Raw genomic sequence first — 23,601 nt, 5'->3', positions numbered from 1 at the left:
CGCAAGCTGCGGCCCTTTTCTATTCCGCCCCCGGCGGGGGCGGACGATCGCGCCAGAGCGCGATCCGGTGAGGGTTTCGGAAGCCGTGTTCGGTGTTTCACGGCTGTTCCAGGCCTACGGGCGCCTACCAACTCCGCCTGGGATGCGCGGGGAAAGTCCAGCGCACGGCTTTTGAAACCCTCACCTGGCCGGGCCTCGCACGCGCTCGCCGCGCGTGTCGGGCGGGCCGTCCGCCCCCGCCGGGGGCGGAGTAGAAACGCAGTTCCCCTTGCGCCAGATCAAAGCGCTTGGCGGCGAACCGGCTTAATGATAATCACTCGCAATAACTGTTCCCGCGAGTACCCTCCATGCGCATGCTGGACACCCCGATCCTGGCCGGCCAACCCTCAGTCGAAGGGGCCACTACGGTGCGGCTGAGCGAGGCCGAGCGCGGTCAGCGCGGGACGATCATCGGGGTCAGCGCCGAGACCAGTGAGGGGATCGCCTCCGAGGAACTGCATCGCCGCCTGCTGGAGTTCGGCTTCGTCGAGGGCGCGCGCGTTGAGTTGATCCACGAAGGCCTCGTCGGGCGTAACCCGATCGCCGTCAGGCTGGACGACATGCGGGTGGCCCTGCGCCGGGGCGATGCGCGGGGCGTGCTGATCGCCCTCGATAGCGACGCCCTGCCGCTCGCCGCCGAATGAGCACCGCTTTTGCCGCCGCCACGCGGGTCGCGCTGGTCGGCAATCCAAACTCGGGCAAGACGGCCCTGTTCAACGCCCTGACCGGCAGCCGCCAGAAGGTGGCCAACTATGCCGGCGTCACCGTCGAGCGGAAGGAAGGCCATCTGACCACCCCGGAGGGCCGCACCATCTCGGTGCTGGACCTGCCCGGCACCTATTCCCTGCGCGCCCGCAGCCCCGACGAGATGGTCACCCGCGACGCGGTCCTGGGCCGGCTGGCGGGCGAGACCCCGCCGGACGTGGTGGTCTGCGTGGCCGACGCCACCAACCTGCGCCTGGTGCTGCGGCTGATCCTGGAGCTGAAACAGGTCGGTCGGCCGCTGGTGCTGGCGCTCAACATGTTCGACATCGCCCAGCGCCAGGGCCTGCGCATCGACATCGAGGGCCTGTCGCGCGAGATCGGCGCCCCCATCGTCACCACCGTCGCCACCCGCAAGCGCGGCATCGAAGAGCTGGTCGCCAAGGTCGACGAGCTGGCCCGTTCCGGCGTCCTGAACGGCCCGCAGACCTGGCGCGAGCCCGACGCCGGCGAGATCCGCAGCGCCCATCGCGAGGCCCAGCGGATCATGAAGGCCCATGTCCTGCCCCCCGAGCGGCCGGACACCTGGACGGCGAAGATCGACAGCGTGCTGCTGCATCCGGTCTGGGGCCTGGTCATCCTGACGGCCATCATGTTCGTGATGTTCCAGGCGGTGTTCACCTGGGCCACGCCCGTCGCCGACCTGATCGACGCCGGCTTTGCCTGGCTGGCCACGACGGTCGGCCAGATCCTGCCGCCGGGCCTGCTCACCGACCTCTTGACCAACGGCATCATCTCCGGGGTCGGCAGCGTGCTGGTCTTCCTGCCGCAAATCCTGATCCTGTTCTTCTTCATCATCATGCTGGAGGACACCGGCTACATGGCCCGGGCGGCCTTCCTGCTGGACCGGATCATGGGCGGGGCGGGCCTGCACGGCCGGGCCTTCATCCCCCTGCTCTCCAGCGTCGCCTGCGCCATTCCCGGCATCATGTCGACGCGGGTGATCGACAACAAGCGCGACCGGCTGACGACCATCCTGGTCGCCCCGCTGATGACCTGTTCGGCCCGCATCCCGGTCTACACCCTGATCATCGGCGCCTTCATTCCGCACGTGAAGGTCTGGGGCCTGTTCAACCTGCCGGGCCTGGTGATGTTCGGCCTCTACGCCGCCGGCATCGTTTCGGCCCTGGTGGTCGCCTTTGTCATCCGCACCTTTTTCTGGCGCGGCCTGGTCGAGCCCTTCCTGATGGAGCTGCCGGCCTACAAGACGCCGGACCCGGCCAACATCGCCCGCAATCTCTGGCAGCGGGCCAACATCTTCCTGAACCGGGCCGGGCGGATCATCCTGCCGCTGATGGTGCTGGTCTGGTTCCTGTCGACCTTCCCCTACCCGCCCGCCGGCGCCACCGGGCCGGCCATCGACTACAGCTTCGCCGGCATGATCGGCCATTTCATCCAGCCGATCTTCGCGCCCATCGGCTTCTCCTGGCAGATGACCGTGGCCCTGATCCCCGGCATGGCGGCCCGCGAAGTCGCCGTGGCCGCCCTGGGCACGGTCTATGCCGTGGGCGGCGAGGCCGATCCCGGCGCGCTCAGCGCCACCCTGGCCCACCAGTGGAGCCTGGCCTCGGGCCTGGCCTTCCTGGCCTGGTACATCTTCGCCCCGCAGTGCGCGGCGACCCTGGGCGTGGTCAAGCGCGAGACCAACAGCTGGAAATGGCCGGCCATCATGTTCGGCTACATGGTCGCCCTGGCCTATCTGGCCGCCTTCGTCACCTACCAGGTCGCCCACGCCTTGGGCGGCTAGAGCAGCCAGCCGCCGCTGTCGCCGGTGACGTTGCCGGCGATGATCATGCGATAGTCGGCCCGCCCGTCCCCGTCGACGTCGAGCGCCAGCACCGTGCTCCCGGCCGCGAAGGTCAGGGTCATTTCGGCGGCGTGGCGGGTAAAGCCCGACACAAGATGGAAGGCCTGGTCGCCCGCGGTCAGGCTGTCGGCGTCGATGGCCGACAGGTCCAGCCGGTCGCCCTGGCCGGCGACCAGGTCGTTGACCGTGTCGACCTCGACCGCGCCGCTGGTATGGATCGAGGCCTGGGTGACCACGAAGCTGTCCGCCCCCGCCCCGCCCACCAGGATGTCCGCCCCGGTTCCGCCGATCAGGGTGTCGGCGCCGTTCAGGCCCTTGAGGACGTCGTCGCCGGCCCCGCCGTCCAGGCTGTTGTCGCCGCCATTGCCGGTCATGGCGTTGGCCAGGCCGTTGCCGGTCCCGCCGATATCGCCCGAACCCTCCAGCACCAGGTTCTCGATATTGGCGGCCAGGCCGAGGGTGACCGTGGTCCGGACGGTGTCGGTCCCCTGCCCGCTGGCTTCGGTCGTGACGTCGCCGGCGTCGTCGACATAGAAGCTGTCGTCGCCCAGACCGCCGGTCATCGCATCGGCGCCCAGCCCGCCGGTCAGCACGTCGTTGCCGTCGCCGCCGTTCAGGCTGTCGTTGTCCGCCCCGCCGTTCAGCTGATCGGCGCCGACACCGCCGTCCAGGCTGTCGACGCCCGCGGCGCCGTCGAGGATGTCGTTGCCGGCGCCGCCCAGGAGGCTGTCATCGCCGGCGCCGCCGTCCAGGCGGTCGGCGCCATCGCCGCCGTCCAGGCTGTCATCGCCGTCCTGGCCCAGGATCTGGTCGACCCCGGCGCCGCCCAGCACCATGTCGATCCCGGCGCCAGCCTTGATCAGGTCGTCGCCGTCGCCGCCGTCCAGGCTGTTGGCGCCGCCATTGCCGATCATCAGGTTGGCGGCGGCGTTGCCCGTCCCGTTGATGTCGCCAGGCCCGTCGAGGATCAGGGTCTCGGTATTGGCGCTGAGGGTCCAGCTGATCGCGGCATGGACCACGTCATTGCCCTGGCCGCCGGTCTCCACCGTCGTGTCGCCGGCGTCGTCGACATAGTAGGTGTCGTCGCCCGCTCCGCCGGTCATAGCGTCGGCCCCGAGCCCACCTTCGAGAACGTCGCTGGTCCCGCCGCCGGTGATCACATCGGCCAGGGCCGAGCCGGTGAACACGTCGCCGGGCGAGGCCACGCCGGTGACCGTGACCCTGACCGTGGCCGTGTCGCCGCCGGTGACCGCATAGCTGAAGCTGTCGACGGCGCTGGTGTTCGCGGCGCCATGGCCGGTGGGGACCAGGGCGTTGAAGGCGCCGTTGGGATCGTAGCTGAAGGTTCCGTCGGCGTTCAGGGTGAGCAGCGCGCCTGAGGCCAGGACAACCGGGACGCCCACCGCGGCCGGCTGGCCGTTCACCGCCGTCACCTGGAAGACGCCGCCATCGGGATCGCTGTCGGCGCCATGGGCATTGTCAGCGAAGACCTGCCCGGTCAGGACGCCGTTCTCGGCCACGCCGACGGCGTCGTCGCGCGCCTGGGCGAGGTCCTGCTCGGCGGTGACGGTCACCACCAGGCGGGCGACCGGCGAGTTGTTGCGATACTGGACCAGCACGCCGTTCAGGTCGCCCAGCAGGAAATCGGAGTCGCCGTCCCCGTCCAGGTCGCCGAAGGCTGCCGCCCCGCCGGGCGCCCCAAAGGCCCAGCCCGCCGGCGCGCTGATCGAGGCGAAGATCGGATGGGCGGCCGAGCCCGTGTTCTGATAGTAGCGCACCGCGCCGCCTGACTGGCCCGCGACCATGTCCAGGTCGCCGTCGCCGTCCAGGTCGGCGAAGGCCGGCGTCGAGTAGTCGCCGATATCCAGAGCCGAGAAGGGGTTCTGCGCGCCCGTGCGCTGCACGAACAGCGGCGTGGCCGGGCCGCCGGTGTTCTCCAGGTAGGAGAGCACGCCATGGGTGTCGCCCAGACCGGCGACCAGGTCGAGATCGCCGTCGCCGTCCAGGTCGACCAGGGCCGGCGCCGAATTGGAGCCAACGTCCAGCGCGGCCAGCGGATTGGCCAGGCCGGTCCGCTCGACGAAGACCGGGCTGGCCGCCGAGCCGGTGTTGTCGAACCAGCGCACCGCGCCGTCCGATTGTCCCAGCAGCAGGTCGGCGTCGCCGTCCCCGTCGAGGTCCCCCAGCGTCGGGGTCAGCGACTGTCCGGTGATGGCGTCGAACGGATTGGCGCCGCCGATGCGGGCCGTGAACACCGATCCGGCGGCCGATCCGGTATTCTCGAAATAGCGCAGGCCCGCCGAGAAGCTGCCGACTGCCAGGTCGAGATCGCCGTCGCCGTCCAGGTCGACCAGGGCCGGCTTGGCCAGCTGGTTGACGGCGGCCCCCGCGGTCTGGCCCAGATTGGCCAGGACGAAGGCCCCGCTGTGAAGGCCGTCGGAATCGACCACGTCGACCAGCAGGGTGCGGTCCGCTGTCGGCGTGTCAGAGCTGTTGGCGTAGGCCAGGCTGGCGATCACCGCCTGGACGGCGGCGGTGGTCGCCTCGGCGTTGAAGGTGACCACGAAGGTCGCGCCCTGCCCGCCGGACGCCTGGCCGACCAGCACGCCCCCGACGCTGACCGCCCCCGTGCCCGCGTCGAAGCCGACGGCGCCGCCGGCCAGCAGGGTGACGACATCCTCTGCCAACAGGTTGCCGACCCGCAGCTGGCCGCCATCGAAATTGCCGTCGGCGTCGGCCAGGACCAGACCGATCTCCAGGCCCTGGGCGCCGGCGTTGACCCCGTTCTCCAGGAAGGCGGCGGTCTCGGTCCCCGCCAAGCTTGGCGCGGTGTTGGCCTCGGCGTTGACGGTGACCAGCACCGCGCCCTGCGGCCGGCCGCTGGCCAGCCAGGTCAACAGGCCGGTGTCGGCGCCGATCACCAGATCCTGGACCCCGTCGCCGTTCAGGTCGCCGGCCGCTGGCGCAGCGAAGTAGCCGAAGTCGTAGGCGCCGAAGGGGTTGGCCGCGCCGCTCCGCTGCACAAACCCCGCCCCGGTGTTTTCGAAAAAGCTCAGCTGACCGAACAGCCCGCCGCCGACCAGGTCGAGATCGCCATCGTGGTCGGCGTCGATGAAGGCGAGGCGCGCCTCCCGTTCCGGCGTCACCCCGGCCAGGGGATTGGCGGCGGCGTTCTCCACGAAGGCCGGGGCCTGGGCCGTGCCGGTATTCTCGAAATAGCGGAGGGTCCCGTTGTTGAAGTCGCCGTAGTCGACGACGAAGGCGTCCAGGTCCCCGTCTCCATCCAGATCCGCGAACACCGGCGTGAGATAGGCGACAAGGCCCGCGACCGGATTGGCCGCGCCGGTCCGCTCGGTGAAGGCCGCGGCCTGGGCGGTCCCGGTATTCTCGAAATAGCGGAGGCGCTGCTGGATGTTGTCTTCGCTGTCGAAATAGCCCTCCCGGATCACGAGGTCGAAATCGCCGTCGCCATCCAGATCGGCCAGGCTGACCGTCGGCGGATCGATCGAGGCGACGACAGGGAGCGCCACGGCCCCCGCCACGAAAACCGGGGCCTCGGGGGTTCCGATATTCTGCAGATAGTGGCCAACCCCATTGGCGTCGATGACCACCGTGTCCAGGTCGCCGTCGGCGTCCAGATCGGCCAGGGCCGGCGCGCTGCCGAAATCGAAGCTGAAGCCGGCGAAGGGGCTGGCCCCGCCGCTGACCGGGCTGAAGCCCGCCCCGGCCGCCGTGCTCTCGCCCGCGGCGTCGGTGACGGTGACGACCAGGGTCCGCTGGGCTGTCGGCGTGTGGGAGATGTTGGCGTAGACCAGGTTCTCGATCAGGGCCTCGACCGCCTGGGTAGTGGCGCCGGCGTCGAAGGTCACGGTGAAGTCGCCGCCCTTGCCCCCGGTGGCATGGCCGATCACCAGGCCGCCGTAGGTGATCTCGCCGGTCAGGCTGTCGTAGCCGATCTGGCCGGCGCCCGAGCCCTGGTTGCGGACCGACACCCGGTCCTCGGCCAGCAGGCCGCTGACCGTCAGGCTGCCGCCGTCGAAGTCGCCCTCGGCGTCGGTCAGGATGACGTCAGGGTCCAGCAGCTGGCCGCTGTTGGCCTGGTGTTCGCCAAAGGTCGCGTCGTTGACCGACCCCAGTTCCGGCGCGCTCATCGCAATCCCCGCCCGCTTCGGGCGCCGCCGGAACCGACGCCGCCCCACCCATTTTGGGTGGCAGGTCTAGCCGACCGCGCGGCGGGAATCGGGAAATGGCGAGTCTAAAAAATCTGGCCGCCTAGGTCCCAGCCGGCCGGGGCTGGTCGCGCAGCGCGTCGAACAGCACGAAGGCGATCCCGAACAGGAAGAAGGCGAAGAAGTCGCGCACCGCCTCGATCAGGCGGCCGGAGAGCACCGCCTCATGTTCGGCGGAACGCCAGGCGATCAGCCCGGCTCCGTCGGCGTCGCGCAGCAGCTTGAGCAGGTGGCTGCGCGAGACGCCCAGCCGCCCCGACCAGTCCGACACCGAGACTGGCGCGACGACGCCCGGCGGCCATTCGGGGACCGAAACCAGCAGGTCGAGCAGCACCAGCGTGCCGGCCGTGCGGTCGAAGAACAGGGCCAGCTCGGGCTCGAGCACCCCCAGCCGCCGGCCATGCTGGCGCATCGTGCGGGCGACGGCGGCGTAGTAGGTCGGATGGAAGGCGGGCTCGTCGAAGCGGGCCAGGGCCTCGGCGACACCCGGTTGCACCAGGGCCGCGGCCTCGACATCGACCCGGATGCGGGCCTGGATGAAGGCCAGCAGTTCGGGGGTGGGCCTGAGGCGGTGTTCCCGGCGGTCGCGGCTGGACCGGACCTCGACCAGGCCGCCGCGATCGAGCAGCTGGGCGGCCAGGGCGCCGGCCCGGCCGGGGCTGCCCAGCCCCGCCTCGTGGCAAAGCGCCTTGAAGCGCATGGCGGTCAGCCCGGGCTTGGTGAAATGCTCTGCCAGGGCGATGACCATGATCATGTGCGAGCCGTTGTCGCGATAGAGCCGGCCCAGCCCGCCCGGCTCGCGGGCCAGGTCGAGCGCGCCGCGGGCGGCATGGCGGATGGCCTCGTCCAGGCGCGGATGGCCCCGGATCACGGAAATCCGCGCGCCGCCCAGCCCACTCTGGTCCCTGCCCTCGCCCATCGCCCCTTATCCCAACCCAATCTGGGCGTGGAAAGCGGTCAGTCGGCCTTGCAGGCGCCCTCGCTGGCGACGCTCGCCCCCGCCGCGCCGGCCTGGCAGGCGTTGCCGTAGGTCTTGCCGTCGCAACCGCAGACCGGCTTGTAGATCATCGGGCAGATCCGGGTGGGCTTCTTGCAGACCCCCGCCGCGTCGGCGATCACCCGGCACTCCGTGGATTTCATCTCGCAGTAGAGACCCGTGGCGCACTGGAAGCCGGCGATGCCGCCGCACATCTGGCCCTCGCTGCGGTTGTCGCGGCCGGGCGGGGCGCTTCCGCCAGCGTCCGTCTGGCAGGCGCCCAGCAGGGCCACGCACAGGGCCGCCGATGCAAAGGCCTTCATCCAACCGGTCATGGCGTCCTCCGTGTCAGAGGCGGTAACCATGCGCCCCCGCGTCCGGTTCCGCCACCCGGCTCAGGCCTTGGGCGCGAGGATCCGCACGGCCCAGAGCAGCACGCCCCGGCAGATGAACCAGGCCAAGGCGACGGCCGCGGCGCAGAGCGGATACATCCAGTTCCCGAGCAGTTCGCGGGAGGCCTCGGGATGGTCGACCACGCCCAGCGCGAAGTCCCTGGGGCCGACCCACATCCCGACATGGGCGGGGTCGAAGATCTTCCACACCCCGGCGATCAGGAAGCCCAGGCCCAGGCTGCCGACCATCAGCACGACAAAGATGGCCACGAAGGCGACGCCGCTGCGGGTGGCGAACCGCGCCACGGCCCGCAGGTTGTCGCTCCAACTTTGGGAGCCCGCCGCCGCCGACAGATACATCTCGTCCAGGAACTTGCCGGCATAGGCTTCGGGCGCGCCGAAATTGGCCAGGGCCTGGACGGCGGTCAGGCCGCCGGCCATGCGCTCATGCAGGTGCGCGCGGGTCTCGGCGACAATGTCCTCGCGCTCGGGCGAGGGCATGCGCTTGAGGGCCCATTTGAAACGGCGCAGCCAGCCGGCCACCAGGTCTTCGTCATACTGAATGGTCATGCGCCACTCCTGTCCAGGAAGGCCGTCAGGCTGGTCGCGATGCGCCGCCACTCGGCCGATTGGCTGACCAGTTCCGCCCGTCCGGCGTCGGTCAGCTGATAGTATTTGCGGGGCCGGGCCCCCTCGGACTCCATCCGCCATTCCGCCGCCACCAGGCCGCCCCGCTCCAGGCGATGCAGCAGCGGGTAGATGGTCCCCTCGGCCAGATCGAGACCCGCCTCGGCGCGCAACCGGTCGAGAATCTCCAGCCCGTAATGGGCCCGGTCCTTCAGCAGGCTGAGCAGGGCCAGCTCGGCCAACCCCTTGAGGAGCTGGGCCTTGCGGCCTTCCGGCCCGGCGGCGAGGCCGGCGTCTGGGCTTGTTTTGTCTGTCATCTTGTATTGCAAGATAACGTGCGAAGCCGGACTGTCAAGTCGGCCCTTGATCCGTCCGCGCTGGCGGGTCAGGTTGCGCGCCTGTTGAGTTGGGATGGGCCATGAAATCCAGACTTTGGGCGGCGCTCGCCGCCGGGGTAACCGCCAGCCTGCTGATCGGCTGCGCGACCACCCCCACCACGACCAAAACTGCTGACTCCACCCCCAGCAAGCCGGCCGACAACAAGCCGCTGCCCACGGGGCTGGATCCGGACACCGCCAGCGGCTTTCCGTCCACCTACAAGCCCCTGCCCTCGCGGCCGACGGCCATTGTCGGCGGCACGGTGCTGACGGGCGACGGCAAGCAGATCGACAACGGCGTCGTGGTGCTGGTCGACGGCAAGGTCGCCGCGGTCGGCGGCCCCGACACCCCCCTCCCCGCCGGCGTCCAGATCATCGACGCCAAGGGCCGCTGGGTGACGCCGGGCGTCATCGACGCCCACAGCCACCTGGGCGTCTATCCCTCGCCCTCGGTCAGCTCACGCTCGGACGGCAATGAGCTGACCGACCCGACCACCCCCTACGTCTGGGCCGAGAACTCGGTCTGGCCGGCCGATCCCGGCTTCGACCGCGCCCGGGCCGGCGGGGTCACGACCCTGCAGATCCTCCCCGGGTCAGGCAACCTGATCGGCGGCCGCTCGGTCACCCTGCGCAACGTGCCCTCGATCACCATGCAGGGGATGAAGTTCCCCGGCGCGCCCTATGGCGTGAAGATGGCCTGCGGCGAGAACCCCAAGCGGGTCTATGGCAGCCGCGGCCGGGGCCCCTCCACGGCGATGGGCAATGTCTACGGCTACAAGAAAGCCTGGATCGACGCCGCCGACTACCGCCGCAAATGGGACGACTACCGCGCCAAGGTCGCCAAGGGCGACAAGGCCGACGCCCCCAAGCGCGACCTGGGCCTGGACACCCTGGCCGACGTGCTGCGCGGCAAGATCCTGATCCAGAACCACTGCTACCGGGCCGACGAGATGGCGACGATGATCGACATTTCGAAGGAGTTCGGCTTCCACATCTCGATGTTCCACCACGCCTCGGAGGCCTACAAGATCGGCGATCTCCTCAAGGAGAACGACATCTGCATCGCCACCTGGGCCGACTGGGCGGGCTTCAAGATGGAGTCCTATGACGGCATCGAGGCCAACGCCGCCCTGACCTGGAAGTCGGGGGCCTGCGTGGTCATCCACTCGGACGATCCGATCATCACCCAGCACCTCAACCAGGAGGCCGGCATCGCCATGGCCGCCGGGCGGCGCATCGGGCTGGACATCAAGGACGCCGACGCCATCGCCTGGATCACCCTCAACCCGGCCAAGGCCATGGGCATCGCCGACCAGACTGGCAGCCTCACGGTCGGCAAGCGCGCCGACGTGGTGATCTGGAGCGCCGATCCGTTCAGCATCTATGCCGTGGCCGATCAGGTCTATATCGACGGCGGCCTGGCCTTCGACCGCAAAGACAAGCGCTTCCAGCCCAAGTCCGATTTCGAGCTCGGCCAGCCCAGCGAAGGGGCCTTCATCCCATGAGAAAGTTCCTCTTCGCAGCCGCGGCGGCCCTGCTGATCGCCGGCCCCGCCGCCGCCGAGACGGTAGCCATCGTCAACGCCCGTATCGAGACCGTGGGCAAGGCGGGCTCGATCCCGTCCGGCACGCTGGTGATCAAGGACGGCCGCATCGCCGCGGTCGGCGCCGACGTGAAGGTTCCCGAAGGCGCCCGCATCGTCGACGCCCAGGGCGGGGTGGTGACGCCTGGCCTGATCTCGCCCTCGACCAACCTGACGGTGACCGAGGTCGACCTGATCAAGGAAACCCGCGACGACGGGTCCGGAACCCAGCTCAGCGCCGGGTTCGACATCAGCTACGGCATCAACCCCGCCTCGGCCCTGATCCCGCTGGCCCGCCAGGGCGGCGTCACCCGCGTGGTGGTCACTCCTACCCTCACCGGTGGCGGCGATGGCGAAGACCAGGAAGAAGGCGGCAGCGCCGACGCCGGTCTGCTGCAAGGCGGCGGTGGCGGCGGCAAGGGCGATCCGCGCCTGTTCGCCGGCCAGGCGGCCATTGTCAGCCTGGACGCCAGCGACACCGACCCGCTGGTCAAGGCCCGGGTGGCCGTGGCCCTCGACCTCGGCCAGGCCGGAGCCGCCAACGCCGGCGGCTCGCGCGGCGCCTCGCTGGTGCTGGTCCGCGCCGCCCTGCAGGACGCCCGCGATTTCAACAACAACCGCGCCGCCTATGACCGGGGCGCCACCCGCGACTTCGGCCTCTCGCGGGTCGATCTGGAGGCCCTGGTCCCGGTGGTTCAGGGCAGGATCCCCCTGCTGATCCGCGTCCACCGCGCCTCGGACATCCGCCAGGCCCTCAAGCTGGCCAGCGACGAGAAGATCAAGATCATCATCGAAGGCGCCGAGGAGGGCTGGTTGGTCGCCGCCGACCTGGCCGCCGCCGGCGTGCCGGTGATCATCGACACCGAGGCGGACCTCCCCGACCAGTTCGAGACCCTGGGCTCGCGCCTGGACAACGCCGCCCGGCTGCAGGCCGCCGGCGTCCTGGTGGTGATCGCCGGCAGCCGCGACTTCAACAACCTGCGCCAGGCCCGCTTCAACGCCGGCATGAGCGTGCCCTACGGCATGACCTGGCAGCAGGCCCTGGCGGCGGTGACCCTGAACCCCGCCAAGGCCTGGGGCATGGCCGACCGCGTCGGCTCGCTGGAGGTCGGCAAGGAAGCGGACGTGGTCATCTGGAGCGGCGACCCGCTGGACACCCAATCCTGGCCCACGGCCGTCTTCATCGGCGGGACCCAGCAGCCGATGACCAGCCGCGCCCAGCAGCTGCGCGATCGCTACGCCAAGCCCGACAACGGCTATCCGGTGCAGTATCGATAGCCGGCCGGGGGCAAAGGGTCGCTGCGGCGGTCCTTGCCCTCGGGTGCGGTTGGGTCGCATAGGACGGACTCGAATCGACTAGAGTTCCGCTTATGTCCAAACCCGCTCCCGCAAGCTTCGACCTGTTCGGCGACGACGCCCTCAATCCCCCGCCCGCCTCGCCCCTGGCCGAGAGCCATGAGCCGCGGCCGGCTGTCGCCAAGACGCCCGGCGGCTACACCGCCAGCGACATCGAGGTGCTGGAAGGCCTGGAGCCGGTGCGCAAGCGGCCGGGCATGTATATCGGCGGCACCGACGAGCGGGCCCTGCACCACCTGTTCGCCGAGGTGCTGGACAACAGCATGGACGAGGCCGTCGCCGGCCACGCCAAGCTGATCGAGGTCCATCTCGACGCCGACGGAACCCTGACCGTCACCGACAACGGCCGGGGCATGCCGGTCGATCCGCACCCCAAGTATCCGGACAAGTCGGCGCTGGAGGTCATCATGACCATCCTGCACTCAGGCGGTAAGTTCTCCGGCAAGTCCTACGAGACCTCCGGCGGCCTGCATGGCGTTGGGGTCAGCGTGGTCAACGCCCTCTCCGAGCGCGTTCAGATTACTTCGTGGCGCGATGGCTTCGAACACCGGCAGGTGTTCTCGCGCGGCAAGCCGGTGGGCAAACTCGAGCAGATGGGCCCTTCCCGAAAGAAGGGGACGGCGGTCAGCTTCCTGCCCGACCCGGTGATCTTCGGCGAGGGCGCGGCCTTCCGCCCGGCCCGGCTCTACCGCATGGCCCGCTCCAAGGCCTATCTGTTCCGCGGCGTGGAAATCCGCTGGAAGTGCGATCCCTCCCGGATCCAGGACCAGACCCCGGCCGAGGCCACCTTCCACTTCCCCAACGGCCTGGCCGACTTCCTGGCCGAGCGGACCAAGGGCATCGCAACCGTCACTCCCGAGGCCTTCTCCGGTCGTATCGAGCGCACCGGCGAGGCCGGCGCCGTGGAATGGGCGATCAGCTGGACGCCGCAGGGCTTTGGCGAGGCCGACGGCTTCCTGCAGTCCTACTGCAACACCGTGCCGACCCCCGAGGGCGGCACCCATGAAAGCGGCCTGCGCGCGGCCCTGACCCGGGGCCTCAAGGCCTATGGCGAACTGGTCAACGAGAAGAAGGCCGGGCTGATCACCGCCGACGACGTGATCGCCAACGCCGGCGCCCTGATCAGCGTCTTCATCCGCAATCCCGAATTCCAGGGCCAGACCAAGGAGCGCCTCTCCTCTTCGGACGCCCAGAAGCTGGTCGAGACTGCCCTGCGCGATCCCTTCGACCACTGGCTGACCGCCAGCCCCAAGGTGGCGCGGGCGCTGCTCGACTTCGTCATCGAGCGGGCCGAGGACCGCCTCAAGCGCCGCAAGGACCGTGAGGTGGCCCGGGCCTCGGCGACCCGCAAGCTGCGCCTGCCCGGCAAGCTGGCTGACTGCTCAGGCGGGGCCATCGACGGGGCCGAACTGTTCCTGGTCGAGGGCGACAGCGCCGGCGGCTCGGCCAAGCAGGCCAGAGACCGCAAGACCCAGGCGATCCTGCCCCTGCGCGGCAAGATCCTCAACGTCGCCTCGGCCACCGGCGAGAAGATGGGCGCCAACAAGGAGCTCAGCGACCTGATGCTGGCCCTGGGCGTCCAGGGCGGGGCCAAGTTCAAGGAAGAAGAGCTGCGCTACGAGCGCATCGTCATCATGACCGACGCCGACGTCGACGGCGCCCACATCGCCAGCCTCTTGATCACCTTCTTCTACCGCACCATGCCGCAGATGGTCCGGGCCGGCCGCCTGTACCTCGCCCTGCCCCCGCTCTATCGGCTGAGTCATGGGAACAAGAGCGTCTACGCCCGCGACGACGCCCACAAGGACGAGCTGCTGGCCACCGAGTTCAAGGGCAAGAAGCCCGAGATCAGCCGCTTCAAGGGCCTAGGCGAGATGATGCCGGCCCAGCTGAAGGAAACCACCATGGACCCGGCCAAGCGCACCCTGGCCCGGGTCACCCTGCCCCGCTCGGAAGAGGCGGTGGAGGCGCTGGTCGAGACCCTGATGGGCCGCAAGCCAGAGCTGCGCTTCCGCTTCATCCAGGAAAACGCCGAGTTCGCGGCGGCGGACGTCGACATCTGAGCGGAAAGGTCATGCAAGCCCCCCTCGTCCTCGCCGCAAGCTTGCTGGCCATCCTGGGGGGCTGTTCCGACGGTTGCGCCAATGATGTCGTAAGCCGGGCCACATCTCCCGACGGCAAGGTCAGCGCGGTCATCTTCGAGCGGAACTGCGGCGCGACGACGGGCTATTCCACGCAGATTTCGCTGATCGGCCCGGACAAGGAGCCAAGCGGGCCCGGCAACCTGTTCAGAGCCGACACCGGACACGGCGCGGCGCGGTCCGGCGCGTGGGGCGGTCCATGGGCGGAGTTGCGCTGGCTGTCTCCCAACCACCTGCTTGTCCGATACGCGACAGGCGCCCGCATCTTCGAACAGTCAGCGCGGGTTGGCGGTGTCGATGTGACCTACGAAGCCGCGCCCTGAGCTTGAAATGAAGGAAGCGGCCCTGAATGGGCCGCTTCTCCACCCTGGAAATGAAAGCCTAGCGGCCGGCGGTGATGGTGATCGTCGCCGTCGCGCCGCCCTGGCCGGGCGCGGTCCAGGTATCGCCGACGTTCTTGGTGACCGTCGGGCTGCAGGACGGGCTCGTGCCGGCCGGCGGCTCGGGGCTGGTCTGGGTGAAGCAGGTCTGGCCGCCCTTGATCGCCCAGGCGCCCATGGTGTCGCCGCTGGGACCTCCGGTCGAGGTGTAGGTGCCGTCCGCCTCGATGAACAGCTTGACGGTCGTGCCGTCGGGATAGGTGACGCTGACGGTGTTGCCATAGGCCGAGGCCATGGCGTCGGCGGCCATCGCCGGGCCGGCCAGAGCGGCGAGCATGAGGCTGCAGGCCGCGACTTTCGCGAGAAGACGCATGATTGTTTCCACCCGATTTGTTGGTTGTCAGTTCGCCCGACAGGCGAAGACCCGCACTGTAAGCACAGGTCCGCGCCCTCGTTAACCTTTAACTAGGTGGCGATCAGCGGCCGGCAACCAGGGTGTTGCGGACCGGCTCGCCCTTGATGCTCTTGGAGGCCCAGCTGGTCCCCACCCCGCCCTTGGGCACGATGGTGCAGAGCGAGAGCGGGAAGTGGAACGGCTTGTCCTGGGTCATGCAGATCTTGTCGCCCTTGATCTGCCAGGTGCCGCTGGTCCGCTCGCCATTGGTGCGGGTGGCGTCATAGGTGCCGTCGCGGTTCAGCCACAGCCTGGCCGTCCGGCCGCTGGGATAGGTCGTGACGACGGTGTTCTTGAAGGCCGGTTCCAAGTCAGCCCGGGTCAGGGCGAACGCCGGCAGCGCCAGGCTCAGCGCGATAATGGTCAGAAGAAGATGCCGGGCGGGCCTGCGGATCATGAACGCTCACTTTTGAAGCAACGGGTGCTGTGAAACGCATAATCGGGCCCATGCGTTGACTTGCAAGCGTCTATCCCTATGTTCCGGGCCGCCGGACGGCGTTCGTCCGCGCCCTTTTTAGGATTCGCCCCCGCCCAAGGCGGCGCGAACGGTATTTACCCAATCGATGACTGAATTCGCTGACCTGGGGCTATCCCCCCTCACCCTCAAGGCGGTGGCTGACACCGGCTACACCACCGCCACCCCGATCCAGGAGCAGGCCATCCCGGTCGCCCTGGCCGGCCGTGACGTCCTGGGCATCGCCCAGACCGGCACCGGCAAGACCGCCGCCTTCACCCTGCCGATGATCGACCGCCTGGCCTCGGGCCGGGCCCGGGCCCGCATGCCGCGCGCCCTGGTCATCGCCCCGACCCGCGAACTGGCCGACCAGGTGTCCGCCAGCTTCGAGAAATACGCCAAGGGCCAGCGCCTGACCTGGGCCCTGCTGATCGGCGGCGTGTCGTTCGGCGACCAGGAAACCAAGCTGGACCGCGGCGTCGACGTGCTGATCGCCACCCCCGGCCGCCTGCTCGACCACTTCGAGCGCGGCAAGCTGCTGCTCACCGGCGTGCAGATCATGGTGGTCGACGAAGCCGACCGCATGCTCGACATGGGCTTCATCCCCGACATCGAGCGCATCTTCAAGCTGACCCCGCCCAAGCGCCAGACCCTGTTCTTCTCGGCGACCATGCCGCCCGAGATCACCCGGCTGACCAAGCAGTTCCTCAAGGACCCGATCCGCATCGAGGCGGCCCGGCCGGCCACCACCGCCGACACCATCAAGCAGATCCTGGTCAAGATCCCCTCGAGCGACCCCAAGGCCAAGCGCCTGGCGCTGCGGGCCCTGATCGACCGGGACGATGTCAAGAACGGCATCGTCTTCTGCAACCGCAAGGCCGAGGTCGATATCGTCGCCAAGTCGCTGAAGGTCCACGGCCTGGACGCCGCCCCGATCCATGGCGACCTGGACCAGGCCACCCGAATGCGCACCCTGGAGGCCTTCCGCAAGGGTGAGCTTCGCCTGCTCTGCGCCTCGGACGTCGCGGCCCGCGGGCTGGACATCCCGGACGTCAGCCACGTCTTCAACTACGACGTCCCGCACCACGCGGACGACTATGTCCACCGCATCGGGCGCACGGGCCGGGCCGGCAAGACCGGCCAGACCTTCATGATCGTCACCCCGGCCGATGACCGCAACCTCGACAAGGTGCTCAAGCTGATCGGCCAGTCGCCGGAAGTGCTGACGCTGGACCTCGACTGGGCCAGCGCCAAGACCGACGAGCGCCACAAGGTCGCCAACAAGGCTTCCCGTGAGCGGGGCCGCGACAAGGACCGCGACCGCAGCCGGGGTCGCCCGGCCTCCGAGACCTCGACGGTCGGCATGGAAGCCATCAGCACGCCGGAAGAGCCGGTGGAGCGTCCCGCGCGCCGCGAACCGGCCCCGGTGGAGCCGATCGCCGCCGCTGCTGAACCGGTTGCGCGTGAAGAACGAGCGCCTCGCGAAGAGCGTGCGCCGCGCGAGGAGCGTTCCTCCCGTGGCCGCGAGCGTCGCCCGCGTCGTGAAGAAGCCGCTCCGGCCGCTGAAGCCGCGCCCCGCGCCGCCGAGCCGGCCCGCGCTGAACCCATCCGCGCCGAGCGCCCCGAACGCAGCCGCGACCGGCCGTCCCGCGACGAAGGCCGTGGAGACCGCGGCGGCCGAGACCGCGACCGCGATCACCGCCGCGACCGCGATGACGACGACGGCCGCAAGGTCGTGGGTTTCGGCTCGGACACCCCGGCGTTTCTGATGCGGGCCGCGCCGATTTCGAAGTCGGCGGAAGAGTAAAACTCCGCATCCCCAGCGAGGGTCTAGTACCCCAGCGCCTTGTCACACGCCTTGGCGGCGCTCACGGCCTCGTCGGCCGACAGCCCGCCCAGCCGCCTGGCCTCGGCCTTCTTCACCGCATCGGCCTCAGCCGACGAGGGCAAATCCGACCGCGTCGCCAGCGCCAGCGACGTCTTCTCGCGGTTGCCGTCGTAGCGCTTGACCAGCGCGGCCTGGCCGCCCTGGTCCTCCAGGCCGTTGGCCGCCGCCTCGTAGGCGGCGATGCAGCGGGCCTGGACATGCCAGTCCGGCGCGCCGGCGGCGGTGGCCGATCCGGCGAGGGTCGCGAAGAGCAGCACCCCGAGGGGCGCAAAGCGGGTCATGGTCGTCTCCAAAGTGACGGCCGACACTGCGCCGTCGAACATGAATATGGGCTGACGGCGGCGGAACTCAAATTCAGCGCTTGATCTGCCCGGCCATCGCCTTGCGGAACCCGGCCCCGTACGGCGGCCGCATGGCGACCAGCGGGCCGATATCCTTCTTCAGCTGGCTGTAGACCGACTTGCGGTGGCTGAACTCGCGGAAGCCGTCATGGCCGTGATAGCTGCCCATGCCCGAGGGCCCTACGCCCCCGAACGGCAGCTCCTCCTGGGCGACATGGAAGATGACGTCATTGACCGTCACCCCGCCGCTGGTGGTGCGGGTCAGCACCATGTCGCGCTCGGTCTCGTCCGAGCCGAACCAGTAGAGGCCCAGCGGCCGGTCGCGGCCGTTGATATAGTCGACCGCCTCGCTGACCTGGCGATAGGTCTTCACCGGCATGACGGGGCCGAAGATCTCTTCCTGCATGATTTTCATGTCGTCGGTCGGGTTGAGCACCAGGGTCGGGGCGATCTTGCGATGCTCCTGCTGCGACAGGTCCTCATTGGCCGGATTGATCTCGACGATCTCGGCCCCCTTGGACCGGGCGTCGTCCAGATAGCCCATGATGCGGTCATAGTGCCGCTGGGCGACCACGGCGGTGTAGTCGGGGTTGTCCTTCAGGGTCGGGAACATCCTGGCCACCGAAGCCTTGGCCGCCTCGACGAACTCGCCCAGCTTCTCCTCCGGCGCATAGACATAGTCGGGGGCCAGGCAGATCTGGCCGGCGTTGAGGGTCTTGCCGTTCATCACCCGGGCCGCAGCGGTGGCCATGTCGGCGCTGCGCGACAGGATGACCGGGCTCTTGCCACCCAGCTCCAGGGTGACGGGCACCAGGTTCTCGGCCGCCGCCCGCATGACGTGACGGGCCACCGAGGTCGCGCCGGTGAAGATCAGGTGGTCGAAGGCCAGGCTCGAGAAAGCCTGCCCGACCTCCGGCCCGCCGACGACCACGGCGATCTCCTCTTCTGAGAAGGCCTTGGCGAACATGGTCTTCATCAGCTCGGACGTGGCGGGGGTGAACTCGGACGGCTTGATCATCGCCCGGTTGCCCGCCGCGATGACACCCGCCAGCGGCGCGAAGGTCAGGTTGATCGGGAAGTTCCAGGGGCTGATCACCCCGACCACGCCCTTGGGCTGGTACTGGATCTCGGCCTTGGCGCCGAACAGGCCCAGGATGGCGGGCGAGGTCTTGCGCTTCTCAGGCTTCATCCATTTGCGCAGATTCTCTTTGGCGAACTTCAGCGGCCCGATCGAGCCGGAGATGTCGGTCAGCAGAGTGGCGTCCTTGGAGCGGTTGCCGAAATCGCTGTTCAGCGCCGCGGCGATCTCGTCGGCGTGGTCGACCAGCAGGCCGATGCAGCGATCCAGCCAGTCGATACGGGCCTCGGCGCTCAGGGGCCCGTCGCGCAGGTGGGCGGCCTTCTGGCGGGCCAACAGGGCGTTCATCGTCTCAGATGTGGCGGTCATGGCGTCTTGTCTCTTCCCCTGCCCGGCTCTGTCAGCCGGTGCGGCAATATTATCCGCGATAACTAACCCACTGTCCCAACGGAAGAGCAAGCGACCGTCGTTATCTTAACCCTGCGTTTTGAGTTCCCGACCTAACCTGAGGGTCCACATGCTGGGCGCGTAGAAGGTGCACGCCGGCTCGGGGGAAGATGATTGATGTCTGGCGATGTAGAAACGACGCTGCGCGGACCGGAAGCCTACAAGGTCGCGCGGGCCGCCATGGAACTGATGGAACGCCATCAGGTCTGGCCGACGGCTCTGAATTTCGAGCTGTGGACCCACTATGTCGCCGATCCTGAAGGGCCGCTGGCCCGCGAACTGGGCCGCCTGCTGTCCGAGGGCGAGGCCCTGACCGAGACGGTCTGCGAGGAACTGGCCGCCGCCTACCTGGCCAAGGTCCGCCTGAACGACCAGATCCGCGACGCCGGGGATCAGCTGTCCAAGGAACTGTCCGCCGTCTCCACCGCCATCCGCGAAGCCCAGAAGTCCAACCAGTCCTACGGCCAGACCCTGGCCGGCGCCTCCAAGGGCCTGACCACCACGACCGACGCCAATTCGTTCAAGGCCATGGTCGACGAGCTGTCCGCCGCCACCCGCCGGGTGCAGCGCGAGAACAAGTCGCTGGAAAAGCGCCTCGACGATTCCACCACCGAGGTGAACCGCCTGCGCGAGCACCTGGAACAGGTCCGCCGCGACGCCACCACCGACGGCCTGACCAACCTCGCTAACCGCAAGGCCTTCGACGACGAGCTCGACCGGGCCTGCGCCGAGGCCGATACGGCCGGGACCATCCTCACCCTGGCGGTGCTGGATATCGACCATTTCAAGGGCTTCAACGACACCTGGGGCCACCAGACCGGCGACCAGGTCATCCGCTATGTCGCCAGCGTCATCGGCCGCATCGGCGCCCCGCCGCGCTTCGCCGCCCGCTACGGCGGCGAGGAATTCGCCATGATCTTCCCCAACGAGGACGCCGCCCTGGTCGAGTCCTGCCTGGAAGAGATCCGCCACGAGGTCGCCTCGCGCACGCTCAAGCGCCGCTCGACCAACGAGGACCTGGGCACCGTCACCATCTCGGCGGGCCTGGCCCAGCGCCAGGTCGGCGAACCGGCCCTGGCCGCCATGGAACGGGCCGACTCGGCCCTCTACACCTCCAAGCGCACCGGCCGTAACCGGGTCACCAACGGCGAACGGATCGTCGCGGCGGCCTGAGGCCGTCCGCCCTCCGCATTTTTCTCTGGCGTTCCCCCGCGTTATTCGCGTTTAGCCTCGCCGCAAGAGGCCGCACGCGCGAGGAACCCCATGGACTACACCAAGATCAAGCTCGAGGTCGCCGACGGCGTGGCCATCGTCACCCTGAACGACCCCGGCACCATGAACGCCGCCGGCCTCGACCTGGCCGAGGAAATGACCCATGCGCTGCAGAGCGTCGCTTCGGGCATCGTCGCCGCCCGGGCGGTGATCGTCACCGGCGAGGGCCGCGGCTTCTGTTCGGGCGCCAACCTGTCGGGCGGCGGGGCCGCCGGCCGTCAGAGCGACGTCGACGGCAAGCCGGACGCCGGCCGGGCGCTGGAGACGGTCTACAACCCGCTGATCACCCTGATGCGCGACATGCCAGTCCCGGTGGTCACCGCCGTCAACGGCGCGGCGGCCGGCGTCGGCTGCTCCATCGCCCTGATGGGCGACCTGATCGTCGCCGGCGAGAGCGCCTACTTCCTGCAGGCCTTCCGCCGCATCGGTCTGGTGCCGGACGGCGGCTCGACCTACCTGCTGCCACGCATGATCGGCCGGGCCCGGGCCATGGAAATGACCCTGCTGGGCGAGAAGATCGGCGCGGCCAAGGCGCTGGAATGGGGTCTGGTCAACCGCGTCGTCCCCGACGCCGAGTTGATGGCCACGGCCAAGGCCCTGGCGGTCGAACTGGCCAATGGCCCTGCCTCGCTGGGCCATATCCGCCGGCTGATGTGGGACAGCCTGGACGCCCACTTCGGCGCCCAGCTGCACGCCGAACGCCGCACTCAGAAGATCGCCGGCAAGACCGAGGACTTCGTCGAGGGCGTCAGCGCCTTCCTGCAGAAGCGCGTCGCGGCCTTCAAGGGGCGCTAACTAGCCATCCCAGGGGCCAGGGCCGATATCGGCTCTGGCCTTTGCCTTGCTCTTCGGGCGCTTGGCCCGCAGCGCCGCGTCCAGCGCCAGCCGCCCCCAGCGCGCCGCCTCCTCCGGATCGTCGGCCGCGACGTCGGGCAGGCGCCAGTAGCGCAGCGGCGCCTGGCGGCCATCCCTCATCAGGAAGATGAACGGCGCCGAGCCCGCTTCGATGAAGGCCGCCTCGGTCTCGTCGTCGACCTTGAGGTGCACCACCTCGCCGGCGATCAGCCCGAACATCATCCCGTCGATATAGAGTCCCGCCCCGCCGAACATCAGCTTGATGGCGACCTCGCCCAGGTCGCTGAACAGCTCCCGGGCCTGGCCCTTGATGGCCTCGCTAACGGCCATGACGAATACGTGAGTGAATATTCACTTGCATAGTTCGGCGATGTGAGTCATAACCCCATCATGACTGGAACACCGCGCGCCACCAACGCCAAACCCCTCATCGAACGGGCGGCCCTCGAGGTCTTCGTCAGCCATGGGGTCGACGGAGCCACCACCAAGCTGATCGCAGCCCAGGCGGGGGTCTCGGAAGGGGCCATGTACCGCCATTTCCGCTCCAAGGACGAACTGGCCATCAGCCTGTTCATGGGCGTGCATCGCCGCCTGTCGACCCTGATCGAGGAGGCCTCGGCCCAGGCGGTCGGCATCCGCGCCAAGGCCGCCGCCATCGCCCGGGCCTATTGCGAGGTGGCCGACGAGGACTGGCTGTTGTTTTCCTACCACCTGACCCAGGTTCACCGTTTCGTTCCGCTTTACCAGGAAGATGGCCGCGATCCGGTCACCACGGTGGAGAAGATCATCAAGCAGGCCATGATCGCCGCCGAGCTGCCCCCGGCCGACCCGCGGGTGCTGGCGGCCATGTGTATCGGGGTGATCAGCCAGACCGCCCAGAACAAGGCCTATGGCCGGATCGGCGACGACCCGCTCTCGGCCCACTGCCCCCTCTTCACCGCGGCGATCCAAGCCGTGCTGTTCGCCCGCTGAAGGACGCCAATGCGCAGTTTCCTCTTCTCGGCCTACTACTGGGTCGCCTCGATCTTCTACACCCTGTCGGCCGCCCTGCTGGCCCTGGCCCCGGGGCGAGGCCCGATGACGGCGGCGATCAAGCTCTACACCCGCCGCATGCTGTGGGGGATGCGAGCGCTGGCCGGCATCAAGGTCGACCTGCGCGGCCGCGAGAACCTGCCCGACGGCGCCTTCATCATCGCCGCCAAGCACCACAGCTGGGGCGACGGCTTCGTGATGTTCGCCAATGTCGACAACCTCAGCTTCGTGACCGGCGACCATATGGAGCGCTTCCCGCTGATGGGGGCGGTGCTGCGCAAGTTCGGGGCGATCATCGTCGACAACTGCGGCGGCCCCGAAGCCCGCAAGGCCCTGGTCGAGACCGCCGCCGAGGTGGCGCGCGAGGGCCGGCGCATCCTGATCTATCCGGAGGGCAACCTGGCCAGGCCCGGCGAGCATTTCCGCTACCGCTCGGGGGTCTATTTCATGGCCCGCGACTTCGGCCTGCCGGTGGTGCCGGTGGCGACCAACCTGGGCTGCTTCTGGCGCCAGACCGATTTCAAGAAGACGCCGGGCGTGGCGACCATCGAATTCCTGCCGGCCATGGAGGTGGGCGACGACAAGAACGCCTTCCTCAAGCGGCTGACGGCCGTGGTCGAGGGCCGGAGCCAGGAGCTGATCGCCATGGCGACGGGTGAGGCCGTGAAGCCCTCGGTGCTGGTCCCGACGCCGGACGAGCTGAAGAAGATGGCCGCGAAGGAAGCGGCGGCGGCTTAAGCCTCGCTCGCCGGCACGATCGTCACGCTCTCCCCGCACCCGCACGCATCGGTCTGGTTCGGATTGCGGAACACGAACTTCGACGACAGCTTCGTCGTCTCGTAATCGATCTCGGTGCCGATCAGGAACAGGATCGCCTTGGGGTCGACCAGGATGGTGACGCCCTTGTCCTCGACCACCTCGTCCAGCGGTCCGGCTGCCTCGGCATAGTCGAGGGTGTATTCCTGGCCCGCGCAGCCGCCGTTCTTCACGCCCACCTTCAGGCCGGCATAGGGCTTTTCGGCCCGGTCCATGATCTCGCGCACGCGCGCGGCGGCGGCGTCGCTGAGGGTGACGACCTTGGGGCGGGGACGGCGGGTGCGGGTGATTTCCAT

The 23,601-nt window shown here is 69.0% G+C and carries 22 protein-coding genes; 11 read left to right on the top strand and 11 right to left on the bottom strand.

Annotation, left to right across the window (positions count from 1 at the left end; translation table 11 throughout):
- Window positions 1-347 precede the first annotated feature (347 nt).
- Window positions 348-683 (top strand): FeoA family protein, encoded by a 336-nt coding sequence (locus QO010_RS03450; RefSeq protein WP_370873707.1) that lies wholly within the window; start codon window positions 348-350, stop codon window positions 681-683.
- The gene (gene feoB, locus QO010_RS03445; protein ID WP_307345963.1) at window positions 680-2,548 is read left to right on the top strand and encodes a ferrous iron transport protein B; all 1,869 of its coding nucleotides are present in this window, start codon (window positions 680-682) and stop codon (window positions 2,546-2,548) included. Before QO010_RS03450 ends, feoB begins: the two co-directional genes overlap by 4 nt.
- Here feoB and QO010_RS03440 read toward each other — a convergent pair.
- The 5 genes from QO010_RS03440 to QO010_RS03420 all read right to left on the bottom strand — a co-directional run bounded on the left by QO010_RS03440 (window position 2,545) and on the right by QO010_RS03420 (window position 9,149).
- On the bottom strand, window positions 2,545-6,759 hold the full coding sequence (locus tag QO010_RS03440) for an FG-GAP-like repeat-containing protein (protein ID WP_307345960.1): 4,215 nt from the start codon (window positions 6,757-6,759) through the stop codon (window positions 2,545-2,547). The two genes, feoB and QO010_RS03440, sit on opposite strands and share 4 nt — an antisense overlap.
- A gap of 121 nt (window positions 6,760-6,880) precedes the next feature.
- Window positions 6,881-7,756 (bottom strand): hypothetical protein, encoded by an 876-nt coding sequence (locus QO010_RS03435; RefSeq protein ID WP_307345957.1) that lies wholly within the window; start codon window positions 7,754-7,756, stop codon window positions 6,881-6,883.
- Between the two features lie 38 nt (window positions 7,757-7,794).
- Window positions 7,795-8,148: a Kazal-type serine protease inhibitor domain-containing protein gene (locus QO010_RS03430; protein WP_307345954.1), complete on the bottom strand. Its 354-nt coding sequence runs from the start codon at window positions 8,146-8,148 to the stop codon at window positions 7,795-7,797.
- Window positions 8,149-8,208: 60 nt separating this feature from the next.
- Window positions 8,209-8,775 carry an HAAS signaling domain-containing protein gene (locus QO010_RS03425; RefSeq protein ID WP_307345951.1) on the bottom strand — a complete coding sequence of 189 codons (567 nt, stop codon included), beginning with the start codon at window positions 8,773-8,775 and terminating at the stop codon, window positions 8,209-8,211.
- Window positions 8,772-9,149 carry a PadR family transcriptional regulator gene (locus QO010_RS03420; RefSeq protein WP_307345949.1) on the bottom strand — a complete coding sequence of 126 codons (378 nt, stop codon included), beginning with the start codon at window positions 9,147-9,149 and terminating at the stop codon, window positions 8,772-8,774. The genes QO010_RS03425 and QO010_RS03420 overlap by 4 nt, the downstream gene beginning before the upstream one ends.
- Window positions 9,150-9,250: 101 nt before the next feature.
- On the opposite strand from QO010_RS03420, the gene QO010_RS03415 reads away from it, so the two are divergent.
- The 4 genes from QO010_RS03415 to QO010_RS03400 all read left to right on the top strand — a co-directional run bounded on the left by QO010_RS03415 (window position 9,251) and on the right by QO010_RS03400 (window position 14,611).
- On the top strand, window positions 9,251-10,714 hold the full coding sequence (locus QO010_RS03415; protein ID WP_307345945.1) for an amidohydrolase: 1,464 nt from the start codon (window positions 9,251-9,253) through the stop codon (window positions 10,712-10,714).
- Window positions 10,711-12,069 carry an amidohydrolase family protein gene (locus tag QO010_RS03410; protein WP_307345943.1) on the top strand — a complete coding sequence of 453 codons (1,359 nt, stop codon included), beginning with the start codon at window positions 10,711-10,713 and terminating at the stop codon, window positions 12,067-12,069. The genes QO010_RS03415 and QO010_RS03410 overlap by 4 nt, the downstream gene beginning before the upstream one ends.
- 92 nt (window positions 12,070-12,161) lie before the next feature.
- On the top strand, window positions 12,162-14,210 hold the full coding sequence (gene parE / locus QO010_RS03405) for a DNA topoisomerase IV subunit B (RefSeq protein WP_307345941.1): 2,049 nt from the start codon (window positions 12,162-12,164) through the stop codon (window positions 14,208-14,210).
- Between the two features lie 11 nt (window positions 14,211-14,221).
- A complete protein-coding gene (locus tag QO010_RS03400; RefSeq protein WP_307345939.1) occupies window positions 14,222-14,611 on the top strand; it encodes a hypothetical protein in 390 nt (129 codons plus the stop codon).
- A 58-nt stretch (window positions 14,612-14,669) separates the two neighbouring features.
- Here the strand turns inward: QO010_RS03400 and QO010_RS03395 are convergent, their stop codons facing one another.
- On the bottom strand, window positions 14,670-15,041 hold the full coding sequence (locus QO010_RS03395; protein WP_307345937.1) for a hypothetical protein: 372 nt from the start codon (window positions 15,039-15,041) through the stop codon (window positions 14,670-14,672).
- A gap of 103 nt (window positions 15,042-15,144) precedes the next feature.
- On the bottom strand, window positions 15,145-15,519 hold the full coding sequence (locus tag QO010_RS03390; protein WP_307345934.1) for a hypothetical protein: 375 nt from the start codon (window positions 15,517-15,519) through the stop codon (window positions 15,145-15,147).
- Between the two features lie 166 nt (window positions 15,520-15,685).
- On the opposite strand from QO010_RS03390, the gene QO010_RS03385 reads away from it, so the two are divergent.
- Window positions 15,686-17,383: a DEAD/DEAH box helicase gene (locus tag QO010_RS03385; RefSeq protein WP_307345931.1), complete on the top strand. Its 1,698-nt coding sequence runs from the start codon at window positions 15,686-15,688 to the stop codon at window positions 17,381-17,383.
- A gap of 23 nt (window positions 17,384-17,406) precedes the next feature.
- Here the strand turns inward: QO010_RS03385 and QO010_RS03380 are convergent, their stop codons facing one another.
- Both QO010_RS03380 and QO010_RS03375 read right to left on the bottom strand, forming a co-directional pair.
- Window positions 17,407-17,745, bottom strand: coding sequence for a hypothetical protein (locus QO010_RS03380; protein WP_307345929.1), 339 nt, complete (start codon window positions 17,743-17,745; stop codon window positions 17,407-17,409).
- A gap of 73 nt (window positions 17,746-17,818) precedes the next feature.
- Window positions 17,819-19,252: a coniferyl aldehyde dehydrogenase gene (locus tag QO010_RS03375; protein ID WP_307345925.1), complete on the bottom strand. Its 1,434-nt coding sequence runs from the start codon at window positions 19,250-19,252 to the stop codon at window positions 17,819-17,821.
- A gap of 195 nt (window positions 19,253-19,447) precedes the next feature.
- Here QO010_RS03375 and QO010_RS03370 point away from each other — a divergent pair, with 195 nt between their 5' ends.
- Together QO010_RS03370 and QO010_RS03365 are read left to right on the top strand one after the other, a co-directional pair.
- Window positions 19,448-20,503, top strand: coding sequence for a GGDEF domain-containing protein (locus QO010_RS03370; RefSeq protein WP_307345923.1), 1,056 nt, complete (start codon window positions 19,448-19,450; stop codon window positions 20,501-20,503).
- Between the two features lie 90 nt (window positions 20,504-20,593).
- Entirely contained in the window at window positions 20,594-21,397 is an 804-nt protein-coding gene (locus QO010_RS03365) for an enoyl-CoA hydratase/isomerase (RefSeq protein ID WP_307345921.1), read from the top strand.
- Here QO010_RS03365 and QO010_RS03360 read toward each other — a convergent pair whose 3' ends face one another.
- Window positions 21,398-21,787 carry a TfoX/Sxy family protein gene (locus tag QO010_RS03360; protein ID WP_307345918.1) on the bottom strand — a complete coding sequence of 130 codons (390 nt, stop codon included), beginning with the start codon at window positions 21,785-21,787 and terminating at the stop codon, window positions 21,398-21,400.
- A gap of 60 nt (window positions 21,788-21,847) precedes the next feature.
- On the opposite strand from QO010_RS03360, the gene QO010_RS03355 reads away from it, so the two are divergent.
- Window positions 21,848-22,429: a TetR/AcrR family transcriptional regulator gene (locus tag QO010_RS03355; RefSeq protein ID WP_307345915.1), complete on the top strand. Its 582-nt coding sequence runs from the start codon at window positions 21,848-21,850 to the stop codon at window positions 22,427-22,429.
- Between the two features lie 9 nt (window positions 22,430-22,438).
- On the top strand, window positions 22,439-23,227 hold the full coding sequence (locus QO010_RS03350; protein ID WP_307345912.1) for a lysophospholipid acyltransferase family protein: 789 nt from the start codon (window positions 22,439-22,441) through the stop codon (window positions 23,225-23,227).
- On the opposite strand, the gene QO010_RS03345 is transcribed toward QO010_RS03350, so the two are convergent.
- Window positions 23,224-23,601: a HesB/IscA family protein gene (locus QO010_RS03345; RefSeq protein ID WP_307345910.1), complete on the bottom strand. Its 378-nt coding sequence runs from the start codon at window positions 23,599-23,601 to the stop codon at window positions 23,224-23,226. The two genes, QO010_RS03350 and QO010_RS03345, sit on opposite strands and share 4 nt — an antisense overlap.

Origin of the sequence: Caulobacter ginsengisoli (assembly GCF_030814835.1) — a bacterium.
Taxonomy (GTDB): domain Bacteria; phylum Pseudomonadota; class Alphaproteobacteria; order Caulobacterales; family Caulobacteraceae; genus Caulobacter; species Caulobacter ginsengisoli.
Note: the sequence above shows the minus strand (reverse complement) of the source record. Positions and strands in the feature narration are given on the sequence as shown.

Coding starts and splice junctions, on each gene's coding strand:
- QO010_RS03450 (WP_370873707.1), top strand. CDS start 348: ATGCGCATGCTGGACACCCCGATCCTGGCCGGCCAACCCTCAGTCGAA.
- feoB (WP_307345963.1), top strand. CDS start 680: ATGAGCACCGCTTTTGCCGCCGCCACGCGGGTCGCGCTGGTCGGCAAT.
- QO010_RS03440 (WP_307345960.1), bottom strand. CDS start 6,759: ATGAGCGCGCCGGAACTGGGGTCGGTCAACGACGCGACCTTTGGCGAA.
- QO010_RS03435 (WP_307345957.1), bottom strand. CDS start 7,756: ATGGGCGAGGGCAGGGACCAGAGTGGGCTGGGCGGCGCGCGGATTTCC.
- QO010_RS03430 (WP_307345954.1), bottom strand. CDS start 8,148: ATGACCGGTTGGATGAAGGCCTTTGCATCGGCGGCCCTGTGCGTGGCC.
- QO010_RS03425 (WP_307345951.1), bottom strand. CDS start 8,775: ATGACCATTCAGTATGACGAAGACCTGGTGGCCGGCTGGCTGCGCCGT.
- QO010_RS03420 (WP_307345949.1), bottom strand. CDS start 9,149: ATGACAGACAAAACAAGCCCAGACGCCGGCCTCGCCGCCGGGCCGGAA.
- QO010_RS03415 (WP_307345945.1), top strand. CDS start 9,251: ATGAAATCCAGACTTTGGGCGGCGCTCGCCGCCGGGGTAACCGCCAGC.
- QO010_RS03410 (WP_307345943.1), top strand. CDS start 10,711: ATGAGAAAGTTCCTCTTCGCAGCCGCGGCGGCCCTGCTGATCGCCGGC.
- parE (WP_307345941.1), top strand. CDS start 12,162: ATGTCCAAACCCGCTCCCGCAAGCTTCGACCTGTTCGGCGACGACGCC.
- QO010_RS03400 (WP_307345939.1), top strand. CDS start 14,222: ATGCAAGCCCCCCTCGTCCTCGCCGCAAGCTTGCTGGCCATCCTGGGG.
- QO010_RS03395 (WP_307345937.1), bottom strand. CDS start 15,041: ATGCGTCTTCTCGCGAAAGTCGCGGCCTGCAGCCTCATGCTCGCCGCT.
- QO010_RS03390 (WP_307345934.1), bottom strand. CDS start 15,519: ATGATCCGCAGGCCCGCCCGGCATCTTCTTCTGACCATTATCGCGCTG.
- QO010_RS03385 (WP_307345931.1), top strand. CDS start 15,686: ATGACTGAATTCGCTGACCTGGGGCTATCCCCCCTCACCCTCAAGGCG.
- QO010_RS03380 (WP_307345929.1), bottom strand. CDS start 17,745: ATGACCCGCTTTGCGCCCCTCGGGGTGCTGCTCTTCGCGACCCTCGCC.
- QO010_RS03375 (WP_307345925.1), bottom strand. CDS start 19,252: ATGACCGCCACATCTGAGACGATGAACGCCCTGTTGGCCCGCCAGAAG.
- QO010_RS03370 (WP_307345923.1), top strand. CDS start 19,448: ATGTCTGGCGATGTAGAAACGACGCTGCGCGGACCGGAAGCCTACAAG.
- QO010_RS03365 (WP_307345921.1), top strand. CDS start 20,594: ATGGACTACACCAAGATCAAGCTCGAGGTCGCCGACGGCGTGGCCATC.
- QO010_RS03360 (WP_307345918.1), bottom strand. CDS start 21,787: ATGGCCGTTAGCGAGGCCATCAAGGGCCAGGCCCGGGAGCTGTTCAGC.
- QO010_RS03355 (WP_307345915.1), top strand. CDS start 21,848: ATGACTGGAACACCGCGCGCCACCAACGCCAAACCCCTCATCGAACGG.
- QO010_RS03350 (WP_307345912.1), top strand. CDS start 22,439: ATGCGCAGTTTCCTCTTCTCGGCCTACTACTGGGTCGCCTCGATCTTC.
- QO010_RS03345 (WP_307345910.1), bottom strand. CDS start 23,601: ATGGAAATCACCCGCACCCGCCGTCCCCGCCCCAAGGTCGTCACCCTC.